The organism is Candidatus Sororendozoicomonas aggregata, from assembly GCF_031528575.1.
Lineage (GTDB): Bacteria > Pseudomonadota > Gammaproteobacteria > Pseudomonadales > Endozoicomonadaceae > Endonucleibacter > Endonucleibacter aggregata.
Map to the genome: position 1 here is coordinate 24,173 of NZ_JAVLSP010000011.1, position 19,522 is coordinate 43,694.

Below are 19,522 nucleotides of genomic sequence, written 5' to 3' on the forward strand. Positions count from 1 at the left end.
ATTAAAAGGCAATAGCCCACTATTGAACGAATAAAATCGGCTTTTTGACCCGTTTATCTCAGACCGCAGTAGCTGCACGACGTTTGAGACTGTTTTTTGTAAAAGTCAGATATAACAACCATATACCAACCAATGGTGCTATTTGATACAGGATTGAGAGGCGAAAGGCAAACCCCTGCCAAGAGCGCCGGCTGATTTTAATGGAAGCCGCTTTTGGGGTTGACCCTGCCGGAGCCTTTATGGATAATACATCGCACTCAGGCACACGCCTGTCGTTATGGTGGACTCTGTCGGTCCCCCCGCAATGATCAGCTGTCAACCCCGCCAGGCCCGGAAGGGAGCAACGGTAGCAGTGACATCATGTGCCGGGGTGTTGGCTGGCAGGGTTTGCCTCCTTCATCCCTTGTCTACCCCCCCCACATACATGCTGAGTTTGCATTCTCGCATCAACAAAGCCTAGCATATAGGCATTATTTTCTGGAATCGGGTTATTAAGGCATTTATGAGCTATCAGGTGCTTGCGCGCAAGTGGCGTCCGCAATCGTTTGCTGAACTGGTAGGGCAGACCCATGTGCTTCAGGCGCTGGTCAATGCGCTGGATCAGGATCGCCTCCACCATGCTTACCTGTTCACGGGAACGCGCGGGGTTGGTAAAACCACCATTGCCCGTATTTTTGCCAAATGCCTGAACTGTGATAACGGGGTGAGTTCTACGCCTTGCGGTGAGTGCTCGTCTTGTCAGGCCATTAACGATGGTCGTTTTGTTGACTTGATTGAAGTCGATGCGGCCTCTCGAACTAAAGTGGAGGATACGCGAGAATTACTGGAGAATGTCCAGTACGCCCCGACCCATGGCCGCTATAAAGTGTACCTGATTGACGAGGTGCACATGCTGTCAACCCACAGCTTTAACGCCCTGTTGAAAACACTGGAAGAGCCGCCGCCCCATGTGAAGTTTCTGCTGGCAACCACTGATCCCCAGAAGCTGCCCGTGACGATCCTGTCACGTTGTTTACAGTTTAGTCTGAAAAGCATTTCACCTGAGCGGGTAGCCGGGCACCTTAAGCATGTCCTGGGGGAGGAAGCCATCCCTTTTGAAGCGCCCGCATTATGGCAATTGGCCATTGCGGCGGATGGCAGTATGCGTGATGCCCTGAGTTTAACTGATCAGGCCATTGCCTTTGGTGAGGGTAGGGTAAAAGCCGCTGATGTCAGTGCGATGCTGGGAACCCTTGATAAAGACCAGGTCATGCGCGTGGTGAACGCCCTTGTCAGCGCCAATGCTACAGATGTCTTGCAGGCAGTGTCTGAACTGGCAGATCATTCACCCGATTATCTGGCTGTGCTTGATGATATGCTCGCCATACTGCACCGTATTGCAGTGGCCCAGGCGGTGCCTGAGGCTGTTGATAACAGCCTGGGAGACCGGGAGCAAGTGGTTGCCCTGGCCCAGCGTGTCCGGGCAGAAGATGTGCAACTTTACTACCAGGTGGGACTGGTCGGTAAAAAAGATCTGCCCCTGGCGCCGAGTCCGCGCAGCGGCTTTGAGATGGCTTTGCTGCGTATGCTGGCTTTTCGTCCTGAGGCGCTGCCTGTGCCACAAGGGCAGGTATTAAAAGTGTCGCGGGAGCATGACGCAAATAATGAGCAGGTTGTCAGCGAGCCAGAATCCTCGGCTGAACCAGAACCAGAGCCTGCCCCTCCTGCCGCCCCTGAGCCTGAACCGGCTGCGATACAGGAACTGCCCTCTCAGGAACATACGCCACCGCACATGATGGAAGGATTACCGCCATTATCGGCCTATGATGACGTGTCAGCCCCTCAGTCCGAGTCGGTTGACAGGGTTGAAAGCATACCGGAAAACGGGCCTTCATCGGCTGTTAAGCCGACGCCATTATCTTTTATTGGTGACTCACCGGCAGCAGTTGTTCCGCTTTCTGATGTTGTGCTCAAGGGTGACTCACGACTCCCTCTGGAAAAACTTGATCCATCCGGGTGGATTGCCGTATACCGTGGTTTATCCCTCGGTGGCGTGACAGGCACACTGACTTCCCATTGTGAATACCATAGCCATGAAGGGGATTTGGTGCGCCTTCGTCTCGACAGCAAACGCAGTACCCTTTATAACGATACGCACCGAATGCGAATAGCAGAGAAGTTAACAGATTATTTTGGTCAGCCTGTGCGGGTCGATATTACTATTGGCGATATCAAAACAGAAACACCCGCCCAGTGGTGTGCCCGAAAGGCTGCCGAGCGCCTGGCGCAGGCAAAAACCAGTGTTTACAGTGACCCTTTTGTGAAAATGCTGATTCAGGACTTTTCTGCCACAGTGCTTGATGACAGCATTGCTCCGGTTGGAGAGAGTGTTTAATTAAAGGTGTTGCAATTTTATGTGTTACCGTTTTATTCGATGCACCGACTCATGCGATAATACTGGTTTGCATGGTCAGGCTGACGGATGTGAGAAAATCCTGACCCGTTTTGATTGATTGAGAGGCTGTTATGTTTAAAGGCGGTATGGGCAATTTGATGAAGCAAGCCCAGAAAATCCAGGAAGATATGCAGAAGGTTCAGGAAGAGCTGGCCAATGCAGAAGTCTCAGGTGAGTCAGGCGCAGGTATGGTGAAAGTGACCATGACAGGTCGATATGATGTCAAGCGGGTATGGGTTGATCCTGACCTGCTGAAGGAAGAAAAGGAAATGCTCGAAGACTTGTTGGCCGCTGCCGTGAATGATGCCGTGCGTAAAGTCGAAAACAATAACAAGGAAAAAATGGCGCAGATGTCTTCTGGCATGGGATTGCCTGAAGGCTTCAGGATGCCATTCTAACCAGGTAAGAGGTAGCGGTTGCCATGTTCAGTCCGTTAATCCGGGAGTTGTTAGAGGCATTAAGGTGCCTGCCAGGCGTGGGGCCGCGCTCTGCACAGCGAATGGCACTGCATATGCTGGAGCGAGACAGGGAAGGCGCGCGGCGCCTGGCGCAGGCTTTGATGGATGCTGCTGAGCACGTGGGCCGTTGTCAGCGTTGCCGTACCTTGTGTGAGTCTGAGCTGTGTCATATATGTGAAAGCCCGGGCAGAGATAATGCTCAGCTGTGTGTGGTAGAGAACCCGTCAGATGTGATTGCCCTGGAGCAGGCAGGCGGTTTCGCCGGTCGTTATTTTGTGTTGATGGGCCGACTGTCGCCAATCGATGGCATTGGCCCTGCTGAAATTGGTGTGGATGAACTGTTAACACAGGTAAAAAGCAGCAATATCTCAGAAGTGATTTTGGCCACTAACCCTACCATAGAAGGGGAGGCTACCGCCCATTATATTGCTGATGCCTTAAAGGCATCAGGTGTGTCTACCACGCGTATTGCTCACGGCGTTCCTCTTGGGGGTGAGCTAGAGTTCGTTGATGGGGGTACTTTGGCTCACGCACTTGCCGGGCGTCGTAAGGTAGAGGCGTGAGTCCCTCCTTGTTTTTTTGTCACTTTTCTGAGGTGATAGAGTGTGCTTTGTTCACCCTCGATGGGCAGTTGACAGCCGTTTTTTCCCTGAGGAACGGGCTTCGAGCAAATTAAAAGCGGTCAACTGCACAATTCGGGATTATCTTACAATTTCATAGCAGGGGGTATAGACGCTCCCTGGCAACTTCATTCTTGATTGCTGTATAAAAGCTGTAAGTAGCTGGTCTACCTGATCCATCAGTGCCGGAGAGCCTGATAGCTTGTAAGGTCCGTGTTTTCGAATGCGGTTTACGCCTTCTTCTTTAATATTGCCAGAGACAATACCTGACATTAGTCGTCTTATGTTGGCTGCTAGCTGGTGTGTAGGCAAGTCTTGTGAAAGTTCAAGATTCGTCATATTTTGGTGAGAAGGTATGAAAGGCAGCTGAAATTCCTTATCAATTTTTAATAGCCAGTTAAAGTAGTAGGCGTCACCGTGTTTTCGGCGGAAGCGTGTGACCTTATCAAGACCCTTCCGCATTGTTTCGCCTACTTTTTCAGGGTTGTCAATAATAATTTGATAGTGAGCCTGCGCTTCTTTACCAAGCGTGTTGTTAATAAACCGGTCAATGTGTTCAAAGTACCCTTTAGCAGAAGCTGGCCCGGTAAAGACCAAGGGCATGGGCATGTCCTTATTCGCTGGATGGAGCAAGATACCCAGTATATAGAGAATTTCCTCACAGGTACCCGCCCCACCGGGGAAAACAATAATTCCATGACCAAGTCGAACAAAGGCTTCCAGTCTTTTTTCGATATCAGGCATGATTACCAACTCATTGACGATAGGATTAGGTGATTCGGCAGCAATGATGCCCGGCTCAGAGAGTCCAATAAATCGACCCTGTTTGACACGTTGTTTGGCGTGGCCGATATAAGCGCCTTTCATCGGTCCTTTCATGGCTCCAGGCCCGCAGCCAGTGCAAATATTAAAACCTCGAAGCCCTAACTGATAACCCACTTTCTTGGTGTATTCGTACTCAGGGCGACTAATAGAGTGCCCCCCCCAGCATACGACAATATTAGGTAATTGCTTGGCAATAAAGGCATTGGCATTGCGCAATATTTCAAAAGCTTGATGGGTGATGTCGGTAGAGCTGCTGATATCAAAGCCAGGGTCATCGGTGATATGGGTGGCGACATAAAGAATATCTCGAAGTACAGAAAACAGGTTTTCTCTGACACCTAAAATGAGATGACCTTCCACAAAGGCTGTCGCAGGCGCATTCATAAGTTCTAATTTAAGTCCACGGTGTTCCTGCTTAATTTGAATATCAAAATCATGGAAGGACCGCATCAGAGCTTCAGCATCATCACCACTTTGCTCGCCGTTTAGCACTGCCAGTGCACATTGTCTGAATAATTGGTAAAGACCGGTTTGGCTGGTATCATGGAGTCGGCTTACTTCCCGGCTCGAGAGGACGCGCATGCTGCCTACAGGGTTGACATAAGTAGAAATAGTATTTTTTTTCATTATTTTCCCGTTTGGGCTGATCATTGGTGCGACGATAATAAAATCGTGTCGTCACTGTCTTGGGGTGAGTTCGTTTTCCTCTTAGTTGCACCAGGAGCCTGTCGGACTTAAGACAAGCTCGAAAGCATAAGTCCGACAGCCTCCTAGAACTACGGGTGGTTGTAGTGAACAAACACAACTGTCTGCTTGTTTAACTATGAACGACGAATGGTTATATGGAAAGGGGGATAATTTGTAACGTTTCTATCGCCTGACCACGCCTTTGGCCCATTACCGAACAGCTTCTGAGTGCGTAACGTTGGTTATGGAAGATTAAGACCATAAAATAAGGTACACTGCGCTTTTTCTTCAGGTTTTCAGTAATGGCAACCCCCACAGTAGCTCTTGAAACGATAAAACTGGTTATTTTTGATATTGACGGCGTGCTGACCGACGGCACGTTGTATTACGGTGCAGAGGGTGAATGTGTCAAACCTTTTAATGTCAAAGATGGCGTAGGTTTTGGTTTGTTGCAGGGTAACGGTGTGGCTGTGGCAGTGATTACAGCAAAAGAGTCAGCGCCCCTGGCTCAAAGAATGAAAGATTTAAAGATTAACCATTTTTTTCCAGGTTGCTCCGATAAAATAACCGTGTATGAACGATTAAAGCAACAATTATCAGTAGTGGATGAAGAGGCGGCCTATGTGGGAGATGACGTGTTGGATTTATCTGTAATGAATACTGTGGGTCTTGCTATTGCCCCTGCTGACGCTTACCCGCTGGTAAAACAGTCCGCGCGGATTGTTACAGAAGCTAAGGGAGGGCAGGGTGTTGCCAGAGAAGTGGCTGATTTGCTGGTAGGAGCAAGAACAGACCTCGAGGCTGCTTATTATTCACTGGTTGGCATTGTGCAATAAAACAAAAGCTGTAGGCGTTGCTGAGTTTGCACGCTTGAGTTAACAGAATCAGGCCGTCGGGGCGATTTTATTGGCTACTGATATTTTTATCCTGAGTCAATAAAACTGTTGTATAGACTTAGCATCGGTTGCGTCAGGAGCATGGACGCCGCTTGAGACTTTGGCAGCTTGCTCAACACTGATTAAAGTTCGTGCAAATAATCACAGATATCCGCTGCTTCATCTTCATCCGGTTTTATTTGGCTGCGCACAGCTAATATCCCTGGGGGAAAGAAAGTTTCCCCCCTATTGAAAGTCACATAGCTGTAACAGTTAAAGAAATACCTATTTCGTAATCGCCTGATAATTGATCAGAAATAGCGCCAAGCGTTGCACTTGCTGAAACAGTGTGGGCTTGATTATGAACAGAATCAGTGGCCGTATCTAAGGAAGTGCCGCCACCGTTCAAAGAAAAGGTTGTTGGTATCGTATGATTTTCTCCTATTTTCAGATCTGATCCAGCTAGCACTAACCGTACCTGACCATTACTTTCAAGATTAAATGAATCGCTAGCGGAATATACAGCCCCTTCAGAACCACCTGCGTCACTGGTGGACAATTCCAACGTATCGAGTCCTGTAATTGATGCATATAAAGCTACATCCATAGAAATCTCTGCCGAGGAGTTTTCAATATCAGAGGCGAATATGTTAGAACTTGAAAGGGCTAAAGCCAGGGGTAGCAGTAATTTTTTCATAGCAACTCTCCTTAATACTATGATTTTTTTGTTTTTTATTTTTTTGAAACAAGACTTCTGTCCTGTTTCTTTAGTCAATAAACTAATTTTAGACGAAAGTACAACAATAGGGTGATTTTTCATACAGAAAAACAAGCAAGTTTTGATCGAGGCAGGGTAAGTCCACTGGGTGCAGCTCCTGCCGAAATACTGAGTATACAGGGCCGTAGTGGATGGTTCGACCGGGTCAAGCTTACTTCACGTGTTAATAATGTGGCTCGATCACCCATGTTGGATAGGCTCTGTTTGGGAAGGCGCGTCAAAACAAACAGTCCAGTAGCCTTCAGGCACCATCGAGTCAATAATCATTCGGGCGATACAATCACGCCCTACTTCTTTCGTGTGAGAAAACACTTGAGCGGCTTACCTCCCGGTTGTATGCCAGTGTCTTGCCCATGGATCAGCGTTTGCCTGACAACTGTCCTTTACATAAGAGTCAGTGTTAATATCTACCTCGAAAGCGGTAAAAAGGGTTTAGTATGGTAAAAAGTGATGGTAACAGCCGACTCGTCTATTCCACTGATCAGGGGCGGATCAAAGAAAAGAAAAGTGACAATAATGCCGTTTTAGGTGATGGCGCAGTCCGTGTATGCCCTGAGAAAAAAGGGCGGGGAGGTAAAATAGTGACTGTGATCAGTGGGCTGCCTATGAATGGAAATGATCTGAAAGCCTTGGCCAAACAATTAAAAAAACGTTGTGGCGGTGGTGGGGCAGTCAAAGGTGACACTATTGAACTTCAGGGCGATCACGTAGACACTCTGATCGATATGTTAAAAAAACAGGGGTATGATGCCAAACGATCTGGAGGATAGAAGTAGCACAACCTGAAGGGGTAGGAAAAAGCGCCAAAACACCTGATGTGCCTGCGTTTCCACATTCGTCTTGGTATAGGCGGGGCGATCTCATTTTTGGTCATATTTCAAACAGGTTGATACCACGTTCTTGAGATGACTCCCTCGTTGACCTTGTCGTGCAGTCTTTCTGGAAGCCTGTCGGACTTGAGGCAATTTCGGCCTAAAATCCAGAAAGTGCGGCCAGAATTTTATGCTCGAAAGCATAAGTCCGACAGGGTGCTGGTGTAACACGGGTTATAAAAGCTGAGCTTTTTCCAGCTCGTTTCTCATTGTTTCAATAACCGCCCGGTAATCATCTGCCTTAAAGATAGCCGACCCTGCCACAAAGGCATCAGCCCCGGCTTCTGCAATCTGGCGAATATTGTTAACACCGACCCCACCATCAACCTCAAGCCGGATATTCAGCCCGCTTTCATCAATCATTTTTCGCACATGACGTAATTTTTTCAGTGTTGACGGAATAAATTTTTGCCCGCCAAAACCAGGATTGACGGACATGAGTAACACCATGTCCAGTTTGTCGATAACATACTCAAGAACCTCAGGGCTAGTGGCGGGGTTCAGCACCAATCCGGCTTGACAGCCCCCTTCTCGAATTAATTGCAGGCTGCGGTCAATATGGTCGGAAGCCTCGGGGTGAAAAGTAATTAAACTGGCATCGGCATCAATAAAATCACGTATCATCCGGTCAACAGGGGATACCATTAAATGAACATCAATGGGTGCCGTAACGCCGTGGTTGCGAAGTGCTTTACACACCATGGGCCCCAGCGTCAGGTTAGGAACATAATGGTTATCCATAACATCAAAATGCACCCAGTCCGCACCAGACTCAAGTACATTATCTACCTCTTCACCAAGGCGGGCAAAGTTTGCTGAGAGAATACTCGGGGCTATAATAAAGTCGCGCATACACAGGCTTCCTGTCAACAGTGCGGTGCATTGTAACGGTTTATGGAAATCGCGTAAAACCCCGGACTTTCAGAGCAAGGAAGTGTGTTGAACGAAAACCGGGCGCAATCATCCTCTTTTAATGGCAAGTAAAGCTCAGTAAGGCGTTAGCCATGCTCTAAACCAGCCCCATCCAGAAACACGGCAATAGCCTGGACTCCAGAAGCGCTTACCCCACAGCATCGGCTTTATCTATGGCCAGAGTTCCTTTCCTGGAAGCAATCTTAAAAGTCTGTGCGTAGCCAATGACCTGTGTCAACGGCTAGGAGCCTGACCGAGAATAGACTGCCCTACTGCGGTTGCGATAAATTGGTCTAAAAATCCCTGCTTCTTCATCAAATAGCCACGCTATTCTCCTCAGAAGCAGAAATTTTATCCTCAATTTCTCACAATCCTCGCTAAGGGCGCTATTCTCGGTCAGGCTCCTAGTTTTTCCGAGTGGTTATGAGTGCTTCTTTCGGCAAATCCAGTGTCTGGGTAGGGAAGGCAACATCAGCGCCATGGTGGTGAATAATAGCCAGCACATCCAGCAATACCCTCTCCTTGATGGTATGAAAGGTGGCCCAGTCGGTGGTTTTGGTAAAGCAATAAATAAAAAAGTCCAGACTCGAAGGACCGAAGCGGTTCAGGTTCACCATAACGATTTTATCTTGGTCAATGGCTTCATGCTGCTGTAGGTAAATTCGTGTTTCCGCTAAAATAGCATCAATGCAGGTGCTGTCACTGTATCGCAATCCCACTGTTTCTTTGATACGGCGATTTTGCATACGGGACGGGTTTTCCACGGAAATATTGGTAAACGTGGCATTGGGGACATACAGCGGGCGCTTGTCGAAGGTGCGGATGCGAGTCTGGCGCCAGCCAATGTACTCGACGGTGCCCTCAATGTTCTTATCCGGTGAGCGCACCCAGTCTCCGACACCAAATGGCTTATCCATATAAATAAACAGGCCGCCAAACAAGTTGGCCAGCATGTCCTTGGCGCCGTAACCTATCACTAAGCCACCGGCACCCCCAAAAGCCAGCAAACCAGAAATACTGAAGCCGAGCACCTGCATAATAATCAGAGCAGTGATGATGAAAGTCGTCACCCGAAACAGTCGCCCTATGGCGGTAACGCTTGTTGGATCAACCTCCTTTATGCTGGTTTTCGTTGGGTCCAAAAAATTCGACTCCACCTGGCGAATCGTGCGGACGAGGGCCCAGCACAGGAGAATAATCAATACCACCCGGTTGAAATCAAGCAGTTCATCCAGTACTGGCGCCTCAAGTATGCTCATGGCAATCTTGATAGTCCAGCCAGCACAGGCAAACCACACGAGGAAAAAGGCAGGCTTTCGGAAGCCGACGAGTAAAGCATGATTCCAGACGGTACCGCGAATCCGCGAATGATTGGCCAGTTTTTTCAGAAACCGGGACAAACCAATGCTCAGTATGCAGGCAAAAAGAAAAACACCTGTCAAGGCGAGTACCCAGAAGGGAATAGTGGTTTCCAATAAGTCCATTAACCGGCTCCTGCGCTGAACTGTATTAAACGTCTTAAAGGTTCGCGCGTAAAAAGAGTCAAGGGAAACGAAAGGATTAAAGGTCGATTATCACAGGCGAAAGCCTGCTATTTAATAAACAAAATCGGTTTTTTAGATCCGTTGACCCCAGAGCACAGTAGCAGCACGATTTTTAAGACTGTTTCTTAGAAACCCCTATTATACTGTTTTGTTAAATACAGGGGGTTTATTTCTCATGGTCAGGCGCTATAATACTTCACCGTTTCCCTATTTGAGCGCCTATGTTTATGCGGGCCAGCTCTGGCGGATTATTAGCCTGATCCGCTTTTCAGGGTGGCCAGGTAAGAACAGGATGTTGTGTTAGCAACTCCGTTAAGGCGAAAATTGAATGAAAACTTTTAGCGCAAAGCCAGAATCAGTCAAGCGCGACTGGTTCGTTATTGATGCAGAAAACAAAACGCTGGGTCGTTTGGCCACTGAAATTGCTACCCGCCTGCGCGGTAAGCATAAGCCAGAATATACCCCTCACGTAGACACCGGCGATTACATCGTTGTTGTTAACGCTGAGAAAGTGCGTGTCTCTGGCCGCAAGACCACTGACAAGATGTATTACCGTCACACCGGTTTCCCCGGTGGCCTGCGTTCTGCGAGCTTCGAAAAGCTACAGAGCCGCAAGCCCGAAATGATTATCGAACTGGCGGTGAAAGGCATGCTGCCACGTAACCCTCTGGGCCGTGCGATGTACAGCAAACTGAAAGTGTATGCCGGTAACGCGCATCCACATGCTGCTCAGCAACCTCAGCCACTGGAAATTTAATCGGGAATAACTATGTCTGTGACTCAATACTACGGAACAGGGCGCCGCAAGTCCTCTACTGCTCGTGTTTTTCTGCGCTCTGGTACTGGCAGCATTACGGTTAATGGTCGTGCTCTTGACGAGTACTTCGGTCGTGAAACCGCTCGTATGGTTGTTCGTCAGCCCCTTGAGTTGACTGAACTGACTGAGAAGTTCGACATTAACATCACCGTTTCCGGTGGTGGTGGTTCCGGCCAGGCAGGCGCTATCCGTCACGGTATCACCCGTGCGCTGATGCAGTACGATGAGACTTTGCGCTCTTCTCTGCGTAAGGCAGGTTATGTTACTCGTGATGCCCGTGAAGTTGAACGTAAGAAAGTGGGTCTGCGCAAAGCGCGTAAGCGTCCACAGTTCTCCAAGCGTTAATCAGTTGTACCTTCGGGTGCATTGATGACAGATACAACAAAAAACCCGGCAAAAGCCGGGTTTTTTGTTAGCCCGGATATTTCATAAACTGCCCTGAGAATTGCGCGGAACCTTGCGGTTCTAAGGGATTTTGCGAGGGAGCGCCGTACCGGGGAGTACGGTCGACTGAGCAAAACTCCCTTAGAGTCGCAGATTGGTATAGCCGACTCTCACAGGGCATCGCCTGGCACACCTATAGACTGTATCAAAGGTACCTTCAAGATGAACGTTCCCGACTTCTCGTTTCAAACCGGCGCGCGTTTCATTGAAAAAAGTGAGGAGGGGAAAACCTATATGCTTACAAGGGAGGTTCTCCCTTGCCGCTTTGTCACCGACCCATCACTCGTTAAAGAAACACATTTGTTTAGGATATTCGAAGGAAGCAAAGAACATGGGTCTGCCTATGTCCATTATTCACGACCTGCTTGTATGGATTACAATAAACTAGAGGCAGAGGGATTTATTGTAAACTGGTCTCTAACATCTGACGATAAGATCAGAGTATTTGCGTTATTGCTGTTCATTGCCAATCATGAACTGCATAGAAGTTTCGTTAACTACGTGTATATACGCACACCAGATGATTTCCACTATTACGACTTTATGGTAGCCCATGGTTTCCGCCCAAATCTGGACACCTCTCGCCTGAAGAAAGGGTTGCTTTCCTCAAGCACACTCAAGGAATCAGATCTGAATCACATTGAGAAGACATTTAAAGTGTTTGACTGGTCGGCATCCCCGGAGACGCAGGCAGCCGAAAAAGAAATGGATTGGCGTTCCGAAAGTGTCATACCCAATTATGGATACTGGTCATGTCCTTCAGTAACATTGCACTATTATTTAGAGAAAACTTGCGATAAAAATTTTGAGTTTGAATCCTCCGTTTGAGTCCATCAAAAACTATCAGGGTAAATACCCGCAGTCCATCATTCCCGCGAAGGCTGGAATCCACCAAGAAGCCCCCCTTGCAGGGTTCACTGCCTCACAGACAGCTTAGCAAACCACCGCTTGAAACTTGTTGAGGTTACGTAACAATCCTCCCGCTAGCCGACAGCTAACGGGAGTTAAGATCATTCAACCTGTATACAGAACACCGTCTACTGTACAGAGGGTACTTTTTACAGCTGACTTACAGCTGATGGGTGATTTTCTGTACATCACTGTCATTGAGCTGGAATACAGCCGGGATATAGCAAGTCCCGCCGAAATTGTCGGCAGCCAGGTGACCGCTGGCGGGTGAAGAAATCTCATAACTCCAGGCGCGGGCACCCACTTCCAATACGACAGCATAATTGGTCGCGCCACGCGCGGTATTTTTCACCAATGTTACCCCGCCACATGGGCTATTGAGGACACCATGACCATAGGCAATCATGACGGGCGTATCTGTAGTGGTGCCAGGAATGCCTTTCAGGTACACCAACCGACCAGACTCTGCCTCCTTCTTCCATAGAAGAAGATCCGCTTTGCTCATTTTTGACGGCTCACCAGTGGAGCAACTGCCTTTTGTCGGGAAGTAGCCATAGTTACCGTTTAAAATGCACTGCTCCTTTTGCTTATTCCAGGTGAACTGGGTTTGGCCTTTTTTTGGCTTGCCTGTCGTCCAGTCACAACGCGCCTGTCGCTCAGGGCCTGGCAGAGTCACCCCCGGGTATTTAGGGTTAGTGTGAAAGGCAAACGGATTGGAAAAGTTAGTGTAGTAGTCAGAAATGTCAAGCCCGGTTTTATTGGTAACATCGACAGTACATAAACCAAACTTGTAACCGGAAGACAGTGTAATAGTATCGTTAGCAAAAAGCGGTGTCGTCAATAAAAAGCTAATACACGTACACAGTAGAGATTTTCTGAAAAGGTATTTCATAGCTAAACCGTCTATTTCACCAACAACAATACTTTAAAAGTAGCAAGCATCGGGTATTGCACAATGCGGTTTATTCGTACCTCTTTTCAGTTTACGCGTATCGGCAACGCAGGAGCTATGCCAATGCTCTTTTCCAACCACGCTATTTTTTGCGTTGAAACACCTCGGAGCCTGTCGGACTTATGCTTTCGAGCATAAAATTCAGTAGGGCGAGTCAGAATTTTCGATCAATTTGTGCGAATAGTTGACCTATTTAAGCAAATTGATCGGAAGTTCTGGCCGCACCCTCTCGCACTTTCTTCGTAGTAGCGTTTTTTAACCTCCTTTCCCCTGGCCATCCCTATTCCTCTTGTTCTTCTTCAATCGCGTCCAATGCATCCTCTTCACTGAGAGCATCCTCTTCAAAGGCTCCCAGTTCTTCAGCTTCCTCCCGGGAAACTTCTATAATGGTTCCTGGAGTATTTAGCTTGAGTATTTCATCTGGCATTTTCTATCTCCTTTTCTTGCTTGATAATTCGTTCTTCTTTTAGTTTAACGTCAGGTGACTTTAGCCCTTGGGACACTTTATTAACAAGCTGATTTCGTATTTTATCCATAAACCGGTTTTTGTCGTTACTGTTCTTGAATAATTGCTGACTTAGTTTTTCAGCTTCTCGCACTTTCTCGCACTTTCTCGCACTTTCTGGATTTTAGGCCGAAATTGTCTTAAGTCCGACAGGCTCCTGGCAATAGTTCACTATTACAGGTCACCTGGCCTTCTTCTGACGACCATATCAAGGGCTGCGCTAATTGCAGCCAGCAAACTGCCATTATAAGCATTTCCGCTGCCGGCCAAATCGAGAGCAGTACCATGGTCGACAGATGTACGAATAATTGGCAGACCCAGGGTGATATTCACCGCATGACCAAATCCTTTAAACTTTAATACAGGCAATCCCTGGTCGTGGTACATGGCCAGGACCGCATCACAATGTTCCAGGTGTTTTGGCGTAAACAGGGTATCTGCCGGGAGAGGACCAACCAGATTCATACCTTTTGCGTTAAGTTCTTTAATGACAGGCGTAATGGTTTCGATCTCCTCCATCCCCATATGCCCGCCTTCACCCGCATGGGGGTTTAAACCACAGACCAAGATACGCGGCTGAGCAATACCAAATTTATCTCGCAGATTATGATCAACAATCGTGATAACGGTGGTCAGTGATGCCCGGGTAATAGCACCAGGGACTTGTGCCAACGGGAGATGAGTGGTGGCCAGGGCAACTCGAAGACCTTTCGTCGCCAGCATCATCACCACGGTTTCAGCGTGTGTTTGCCGGGCCAGAAATTCAGTGTGTCCACTGAAAGGTATACCGGCATTATTAATCACTTCTTTATTTACAGGTGCCGTTACCATGGCATCAAATAAACCGGAAACGCAGCCCTGGGCGGCAATCTCCAGTGTTTTCAGCACATAGTGACCATTGTCTGTATTAAGGATGCCGGCGCGGCAGGGGGCGGCCAGGGGTACCGGCAGGACAATAAGTTCCCCTGGCCTCGCAGGTGTCCGCTCTTCAGGGTCAAACAAAGTGAACTCAATGGATAAACCCAGGGTATGCGCACGCGCTGCCAACATTTCAGGGTCAGCAATGATCACAAGCTGTGCCGGGAATGCCTGACTGGCAATAGCCAGACAGAGATCAGGACCGATACCCGCAGGCTCCCCGGCAGTAATACCCAGCCGGGGGATGGGATGGGAAGTGCTTGTCATTTTTCTTTCAAACGGTTTTCAACGTAAGCCTGGCTGCGGATTTCACGTAACCAGACGGATAGTTCTTCTTCAAATTTGCGGTTGCCCAGCAGTGTACGCACCTGGTTACGAAGCACCTCGTCACTGATGTCAGACTTGCGTTTACCCAGGACTTCCAGAATGTGCCAGCCATACGCTGTTTTAAAGGGTTGACTCACTGTGTTCAATGGCTCATTTTTCATCACCACCTGAAACTCGGGAACAAGAGACGCTGGATTCACCCAGCCCAGATTTCCTCCATTAAGGGTTGAAGCCGTATCGTCTGAATAGGCTTTGGCCAGTTCACTGAAACTCTCCCCATTCTCTATGCGCTTGTATAGCTGTTCCGCCAGCATTTTAGCCTCCAGATTACTGCGAATCTCATTGGGCTTTATCAGAATATGGCGCACATTTACCTGCTCTTGCACATGTTTAACATCCCCTTTCAAACCGAGAAGTTTGAAAATGTGAAAACCATTAGGGCTGCGCACAGGGCCGGACACCTGCCCCTGCTCCAGGGTCATGGCCTGTTCGACAAACAGTGTCGGTAGCTGATCCGCCTTACGCCAGCCGAGATCCCCTCCCTGGAGAGCATTTTGTCCTTTCGAGTAGGTGAGTGCCAATTCTGGGAAGTTAGCGCCTTTTTTCAGCTGTGCCATCACCTCATCTGCTTGTTTCTGAGCCGCTTTGATTTGAGCGGGGCTGGCATTTTCCGGGGTGGGTATCAAAATATGTCCCAGACGGTACTCGGTTTCCAACTGGGACTGGCCCTCCGGGGATTTAAGAAAGTTATCAATTTCCTGTTCACTGATATGCACACGTTCTGCCACCAATCGCTGGCGTACACGGTTGATAATCATCTCCCGGCGAATATCATTCCGCGCCTGGGCAAAAGAGATACCATCAGATTCCAGCTTGGTCTTAAATTGCTGCAAATCCATACCGTTGCGCTGGGCAATCTTGCTAATGGCATCGTTCAGGGTCAGGTCGTCAATGTTGATACCAGCACGTTGTCCTATTTGCAACTGAATGTTTTCCAGAATCAGCTGCTCGAGAACCTGTTCAGCCAAAACGGCGTCAGGAGGCATGGGGATATTACGCCCTTGTAGCTGCCGTTTGACAGCAGCCATCCGGTTGTCAAGCTCACTTTTCATCACCACATCCTTGTCGACAACGGCGACAATGGCGTCCAGGGGTATTACTTTGCCATTGACTACCTGGCTGCTAAAAGCCAGCAGACATAAAGCCGTAACTATTAATTGCTTCAATCCCTTCATGATTACTTCTCGTCTTGCTCGTAGCCTTGTATGCCACTGAGATAATTGGAAACGGAACCACTTGACAGCCCTCCCAGTCCACGCAGGACAAATTGCAGGAAGACGCCACTTTTCTTGGTTGGATGATCAATATTGTCATCCGGCTCTATCCAGGAGCGCCACAGCACACGCAACTGGTAACAGCAGCTGTTATATTCGATACCCGACATCACCTCAAAGTTTCGCTTGTTGGTGAAATCATACTGCCAGCGACCGAGTGCTGACCACTGGTTGTTTATGGGCCAGGCAACGGAGACATCACTGAGGCTTAAGTCGTTGGATGCAGTCTCGTAATGGCCGGCACTGTCTATCACGTTGTTATCAAACTCATCCTTGACATAACGGTCAGCTTGACTGCGGAAGCGGTAGCCAATATTAAAAACTTTTCGGGACTGCGGGTGATAGCGGTAATAAATACCGTAATTATCCAACTGGTTGCTATTGGTATTCCAGGCCAGATCCTGTTGGACACTGCTCGCCCGGTTGATAGTGTAGACCAGCTCAGAGACCAGCGGAGATGTTGGTTCCTCCATTTCATCCTTGAGGCGAGCGTACTGCTCCTGTTCATTAATATCCCAGTGGATTTTATTTTTCTCACCTGTCCGAGGGTCAATATAAACGTCGCGATCTTTAAAATAGAGTGTTTGACCCAGAGCAAAGCGCAGGCGTTCGAAGCCGTCCTTCTCCCTCAGCAAGCTGCTGGAGAAACCAATGGATAGCTGGTTAGCATCACCAAGGCGGTCATAGCCAGTAAAACGGCTGTCACGCCACAGGGAACTGTAGGTGAAATCCATCAATGCGGTGTCGAAGACAGGGTTCATTGCCTGCCCCTCAACAGAGGGCGCGTAAAGATACTTCACGCGCGGCTCAAAGGTATGGGTATAGGCCGTTTCTTCAAAGGTGATTTGCCGGTCAAAATACAGGCCAGAGTCCAGGCTGAAAGTCGGTACTGTTGTACTAGGGGTTTTTGTGTAGTCGTCTTCTTTGAAGCCGTAGTGTTTTAAGTCGTCAATCACTTCCTGCTTGTTCAGGTTGGTCAACGAGTACTGAACATGCTGAACTTTCACTGCCGGTGTAATAAAACCATAGCTGGCAGTGAATGGGAAGCTGGCCCCACTTTCAAAATACGCCCGGTCACCTTCAGCCCGCTCAATACCGTAGCCCTGGTCGTAAAGGCTTTTTTTGACGTCATCCCCGGGGTTAAAGTCAGGGTCAGGCACCTCATTTACGTAGTGCCAGTTATCGCTACGGGAGAATCGGGTGTAGTCGACGAGATAATTGACATTGATTTCAGCAGCAGTAAACCAGGTGCCCTTAAGCTCAATTTGTGGCAGCTTGTCGTAAGGGTCGTCACTGGTTTCACTCATGTTTTTGAATTTATGGGCATCGAGTTTCAGCTGCCAGTCATGGTCAGCATCCCCGCCCAGATATTTTGTCCCCACCCGCTGGTTGAGAGGGCCTGAACTGCTCAGGTTCAGCTGTGTGCCAAAATCATCAATATATTGTTTGTCACTGGCATTGGCATAATCAATACCCATCGTCCAGCGGGGTGTCAGTGTCGTTGTGTGATTCCAGCTGATTAACCACCTTTGTTGATCGTAATAGCGGTTTTCCTTTTTCAAGGCATCTTTCCCTGCCAGAGCGGCAGCACCTATCTCACCTTTATTTTGCGCCGTGAGATAACGTGCCTGACCTTCAAGGTGCGCTCCCCGCTTGGACATAATACGTGGCGTCAACGTAGCATCGTAGTTGGGGGCCAGGTTGAAATAATAAGGAATAGACGCATCAAAGCCATTGTTGCTGCTGGAGCCAATGGTAGGGTAGAGAAAGCCGGATTGTCTGCGGTCATCAATGGGAAAGTAGATATAAGGTGTGTACAGTACCGGAATCCCATGCACCTTAACTGTAGCGTTGGTTGCTGAACCAAAGCCCGTGTTCGGATTAAGTCTGACCTTCTGACCAGATAACAGCCACCCGTTATTACTTGGCGGGCAGCTGGTATAAGTGGCATCCGTCAGCTCTATGGTGGCATCACCATTACGGACAACCCGTTTTGCCTGCCCCCTGACATTGCTGGCATGGACCACATAGGCCGCATCATCAACAGTAGCCTCTCCGGTATTCAGGTTGGCGCTGCCATATTGACCTAATACCAGCAGGCCGGGTTCCCTGACGCGTGTATTTCCCCTGAAGGTTGCTGTGTTTTCCAGTTTATTGAGAGTCAGGTTGTCGCCCTCAAACAGGCGATTAGCCTGACGGAGTGTGACATTGCCGTTGAGTCTTGCGATGGATTCCTGGTCATATTTCACATCGTCCGCGTCAATATGAATGGGCTGTGTATCAGGGTTGCCCTTGAAATCTTTTCCCGGGCGCTCAGGCTCGATGTAGGCGCCACAGCTGTAAAATTGCTGCCCAGCGCGCTGAGCAGGTGTCAGCTGGGAAGCCGGTACCCAGTCAAGCGTTTTCCGCAAGGCTGTTTGTGCCGGGCTTACTGCCACTGTTTCTGTGGCAGGAGGCGCGGTCCTGGTTTTTGCTGATACTTTTTTTGCGGTATCTTTTTGCATGCCAGGGGCAATGTTATTAACGGTGACTACCTCCGCGGGCAGAGGGGAGCGTTTGATCGCACTTTTCTTTTTTGGCGCCAAGCCACAGGACCAGCCTCCTTGCGCATCGGGAGAACAGATCCATTCATTTTCGGGTGGACTGTCGGCATGGGCTTTTGTTACCGATTGACTGACCAGCAATCCTGCGGCAATCGCCAAAGCCAGCGTCTTGGGCGTGAAAGGTAATGGATGCATCTCCATAAGTTCGACAATCCTGGGGCGGGTTTTTACATTCACTGACCGTGCCTGTTTAAAGTAGCTGGAGTATACGCCTAATGATCAGCCTGCGTAAGGTGCATTGCACTGAGCATGATTTTCGATGCCCTCACCAGCGCATGATGGCTATTAGATTATCAGTAGATTCTTAAAAGAATCCGACAACAGACGTCAGAACAGGCAACAGAGCATCCGCCCTCAGGGATGGGATGTTTTCAGTCAACGATTTGTTTTCAGTCTGTGATATTCTTAATTTCCTATGAGCCTGTCGGACTTATGCTTTCGAGCATAAAATCCTGGCCGCACTTTCTGAATTTTAGGCCGAAATTGTCTTAAGTCCGACAGGCTCCTATGCAATAACTTACCATTGATTGCTGTCAATACCAATTACCCGTGCAATGAAGGGAAAATTTGTTACCTTTGTAGTCGTAGTCCAGTAATGCAATTGGTATAGTTTCAATGAAATCTTCTAACACTGTGTCGCTTCGAGTCATTCATGTCGCACCATTCATGTCGCACCATTCATGTTGCGCAATGTCGCACAATAAAGTG

Annotated in this window: 18 protein-coding genes and 1 other RNA gene; 9 read left to right on the plus strand and 10 right to left on the minus strand. The window is 48.5% G+C overall.

Annotation, left to right across the window (positions count from 1 at the left end; genetic code table 11):
* The first annotated feature begins 288 nt into the window (after positions 1-288).
* From ffs to recR, 4 genes are all read left to right on the plus strand, one after another.
* An RNA gene (gene ffs / locus V4C51_RS03750) (signal recognition particle sRNA small type) lies at positions 289-386 on the plus strand.
* Positions 387-502: 116 nt separating this feature from the next.
* Entirely contained in the window at positions 503-2,374 is a 1,872-nt protein-coding gene (dnaX, locus tag V4C51_RS03755) for a DNA polymerase III subunit gamma/tau (protein ID WP_330924789.1), read from the plus strand.
* 131 nt (positions 2,375-2,505) lie between these two features.
* Positions 2,506-2,832 (plus strand): YbaB/EbfC family nucleoid-associated protein, encoded by a 327-nt coding sequence (locus V4C51_RS03760; RefSeq protein WP_330924790.1) that lies wholly within the window; start codon positions 2,506-2,508, stop codon positions 2,830-2,832.
* A gap of 23 nt (positions 2,833-2,855) precedes the next feature.
* Positions 2,856-3,455, plus strand: coding sequence for a recombination mediator RecR (gene recR / locus V4C51_RS03765; RefSeq protein WP_330924791.1), 600 nt, complete (start codon positions 2,856-2,858; stop codon positions 3,453-3,455).
* Positions 3,456-3,593: 138 nt separating this feature from the next.
* On the opposite strand, the gene ppnN is transcribed toward recR, so the two are convergent.
* Positions 3,594-4,964, minus strand: a complete 1,371-nt coding sequence (gene ppnN / locus V4C51_RS03770) for a nucleotide 5'-monophosphate nucleosidase PpnN (protein ID WP_330924792.1) — start codon at positions 4,962-4,964, stop codon at positions 3,594-3,596.
* A gap of 362 nt (positions 4,965-5,326) precedes the next feature.
* On the opposite strand from ppnN, the gene V4C51_RS03775 reads away from it, so the two are divergent.
* Positions 5,327-5,860, plus strand: coding sequence for a KdsC family phosphatase (locus V4C51_RS03775; protein WP_330924793.1), 534 nt, complete (start codon positions 5,327-5,329; stop codon positions 5,858-5,860).
* A 295-nt stretch (positions 5,861-6,155) separates the two neighbouring features.
* On the opposite strand, the gene V4C51_RS03780 is transcribed toward V4C51_RS03775, so the two are convergent.
* Positions 6,156-6,719 carry a hypothetical protein gene (locus V4C51_RS03780; protein ID WP_330924794.1) on the minus strand — a complete coding sequence of 188 codons (564 nt, stop codon included), beginning with the start codon at positions 6,717-6,719 and terminating at the stop codon, positions 6,156-6,158.
* A gap of 395 nt (positions 6,720-7,114) precedes the next feature.
* On the opposite strand from V4C51_RS03780, the gene yciH reads away from it, so the two are divergent.
* A complete protein-coding gene (gene yciH, locus V4C51_RS03785; RefSeq protein ID WP_330924795.1) occupies positions 7,115-7,447 on the plus strand; it encodes a stress response translation initiation inhibitor YciH in 333 nt (110 codons plus the stop codon).
* A gap of 276 nt (positions 7,448-7,723) precedes the next feature.
* On the opposite strand, the gene rpe is transcribed toward yciH, so the two are convergent.
* Together rpe and V4C51_RS03795 are read right to left on the minus strand one after the other, a co-directional pair.
* The gene (rpe, locus tag V4C51_RS03790) at positions 7,724-8,401 is read right to left on the minus strand and encodes a ribulose-phosphate 3-epimerase (RefSeq protein WP_330924796.1); all 678 of its coding nucleotides are present in this window, start codon (positions 8,399-8,401) and stop codon (positions 7,724-7,726) included.
* Positions 8,402-8,865: 464 nt separating this feature from the next.
* Entirely contained in the window at positions 8,866-9,945 is a 1,080-nt protein-coding gene (locus tag V4C51_RS03795; protein WP_330924797.1) for a mechanosensitive ion channel family protein, read from the minus strand.
* Between the two features lie 388 nt (positions 9,946-10,333).
* Here V4C51_RS03795 and rplM point away from each other — a divergent pair, with 388 nt between their 5' ends.
* From rplM to V4C51_RS03810, 3 genes are all read left to right on the plus strand, one after another.
* On the plus strand, positions 10,334-10,762 hold the full coding sequence (gene rplM / locus V4C51_RS03800) for a 50S ribosomal protein L13 (protein WP_330924798.1): 429 nt from the start codon (positions 10,334-10,336) through the stop codon (positions 10,760-10,762).
* Positions 10,763-10,774: 12 nt separating this feature from the next.
* A complete protein-coding gene (gene rpsI, locus V4C51_RS03805; RefSeq protein WP_330924799.1) occupies positions 10,775-11,167 on the plus strand; it encodes a 30S ribosomal protein S9 in 393 nt (130 codons plus the stop codon).
* Positions 11,168-11,428: 261 nt separating this feature from the next.
* Positions 11,429-12,094, plus strand: a complete 666-nt coding sequence (locus tag V4C51_RS03810) for a hypothetical protein (protein WP_330924800.1) — start codon at positions 11,429-11,431, stop codon at positions 12,092-12,094.
* A gap of 241 nt (positions 12,095-12,335) precedes the next feature.
* Here V4C51_RS03810 and V4C51_RS03815 read toward each other — a convergent pair whose 3' ends face one another.
* From V4C51_RS03815 to V4C51_RS03840, 6 genes are all read right to left on the minus strand, one after another.
* A complete protein-coding gene (locus V4C51_RS03815) occupies positions 12,336-13,067 on the minus strand; it encodes a hypothetical protein (protein ID WP_330924801.1) in 732 nt (243 codons plus the stop codon).
* Between the two features lie 340 nt (positions 13,068-13,407).
* Positions 13,408-13,554, minus strand: coding sequence for a conjugal transfer protein TraD (locus tag V4C51_RS03820; protein WP_330924802.1), 147 nt, complete (start codon positions 13,552-13,554; stop codon positions 13,408-13,410).
* Positions 13,544-13,726: a hypothetical protein gene (locus tag V4C51_RS03825; RefSeq protein ID WP_330924803.1), complete on the minus strand. Its 183-nt coding sequence runs from the start codon at positions 13,724-13,726 to the stop codon at positions 13,544-13,546. Before V4C51_RS03825 ends, V4C51_RS03820 begins: the two co-directional genes overlap by 11 nt.
* Before the next feature lie 80 nt (positions 13,727-13,806).
* A complete protein-coding gene (pdxA, locus tag V4C51_RS03830; protein ID WP_330924804.1) occupies positions 13,807-14,817 on the minus strand; it encodes a 4-hydroxythreonine-4-phosphate dehydrogenase PdxA in 1,011 nt (336 codons plus the stop codon).
* Positions 14,814-16,112, minus strand: a complete 1,299-nt coding sequence (locus tag V4C51_RS03835) for a peptidylprolyl isomerase (protein WP_330924805.1) — start codon at positions 16,110-16,112, stop codon at positions 14,814-14,816. Before V4C51_RS03835 ends, pdxA begins: the two co-directional genes overlap by 4 nt.
* A 2-nt stretch (positions 16,113-16,114) precedes the next feature.
* Positions 16,115-18,955: an LPS-assembly protein LptD gene (locus V4C51_RS03840; protein WP_330924806.1), complete on the minus strand. Its 2,841-nt coding sequence runs from the start codon at positions 18,953-18,955 to the stop codon at positions 16,115-16,117.
* Positions 18,956-19,522 lie beyond the last annotated feature (567 nt).

Bases quoted from the DNA above. Each gene is read 5' to 3' on its own strand.
- V4C51_RS03795 (WP_330924797.1), bottom strand. From the start codon at position 9,945: ATGGACTTATTGGAAACCACTATTCCCTTCTGGGTACTCGCCTTGACA.
- V4C51_RS03760 (WP_330924790.1), top strand. From the start codon at position 2,506: ATGTTTAAAGGCGGTATGGGCAATTTGATGAAGCAAGCCCAGAAAATC.
- recR (WP_330924791.1), top strand. From the start codon at position 2,856: ATGTTCAGTCCGTTAATCCGGGAGTTGTTAGAGGCATTAAGGTGCCTG.
- V4C51_RS03775 (WP_330924793.1), top strand. From the start codon at position 5,327: ATGGCAACCCCCACAGTAGCTCTTGAAACGATAAAACTGGTTATTTTT.
- V4C51_RS03835 (WP_330924805.1), bottom strand. From the start codon at position 16,112: ATGAAGGGATTGAAGCAATTAATAGTTACGGCTTTATGTCTGCTGGCT.
- V4C51_RS03810 (WP_330924800.1), top strand. From the start codon at position 11,429: ATGAACGTTCCCGACTTCTCGTTTCAAACCGGCGCGCGTTTCATTGAA.
- rpsI (WP_330924799.1), top strand. From the start codon at position 10,775: ATGTCTGTGACTCAATACTACGGAACAGGGCGCCGCAAGTCCTCTACT.
- V4C51_RS03780 (WP_330924794.1), bottom strand. From the start codon at position 6,719: ATGAAAAATCACCCTATTGTTGTACTTTCGTCTAAAATTAGTTTATTG.
- ppnN (WP_330924792.1), bottom strand. From the start codon at position 4,964: ATGAAAAAAAATACTATTTCTACTTATGTCAACCCTGTAGGCAGCATG.
- rpe (WP_330924796.1), bottom strand. From the start codon at position 8,401: ATGCGCGACTTTATTATAGCCCCGAGTATTCTCTCAGCAAACTTTGCC.
- pdxA (WP_330924804.1), bottom strand. From the start codon at position 14,817: ATGACAAGCACTTCCCATCCCATCCCCCGGCTGGGTATTACTGCCGGG.
- dnaX (WP_330924789.1), top strand. From the start codon at position 503: ATGAGCTATCAGGTGCTTGCGCGCAAGTGGCGTCCGCAATCGTTTGCT.
- V4C51_RS03820 (WP_330924802.1), bottom strand. From the start codon at position 13,554: ATGCCAGATGAAATACTCAAGCTAAATACTCCAGGAACCATTATAGAA.
- V4C51_RS03815 (WP_330924801.1), bottom strand. From the start codon at position 13,067: ATGAAATACCTTTTCAGAAAATCTCTACTGTGTACGTGTATTAGCTTT.
- rplM (WP_330924798.1), top strand. From the start codon at position 10,334: ATGAAAACTTTTAGCGCAAAGCCAGAATCAGTCAAGCGCGACTGGTTC.
- V4C51_RS03840 (WP_330924806.1), bottom strand. From the start codon at position 18,955: ATGGAGATGCATCCATTACCTTTCACGCCCAAGACGCTGGCTTTGGCG.
- yciH (WP_330924795.1), top strand. From the start codon at position 7,115: ATGGTAAAAAGTGATGGTAACAGCCGACTCGTCTATTCCACTGATCAG.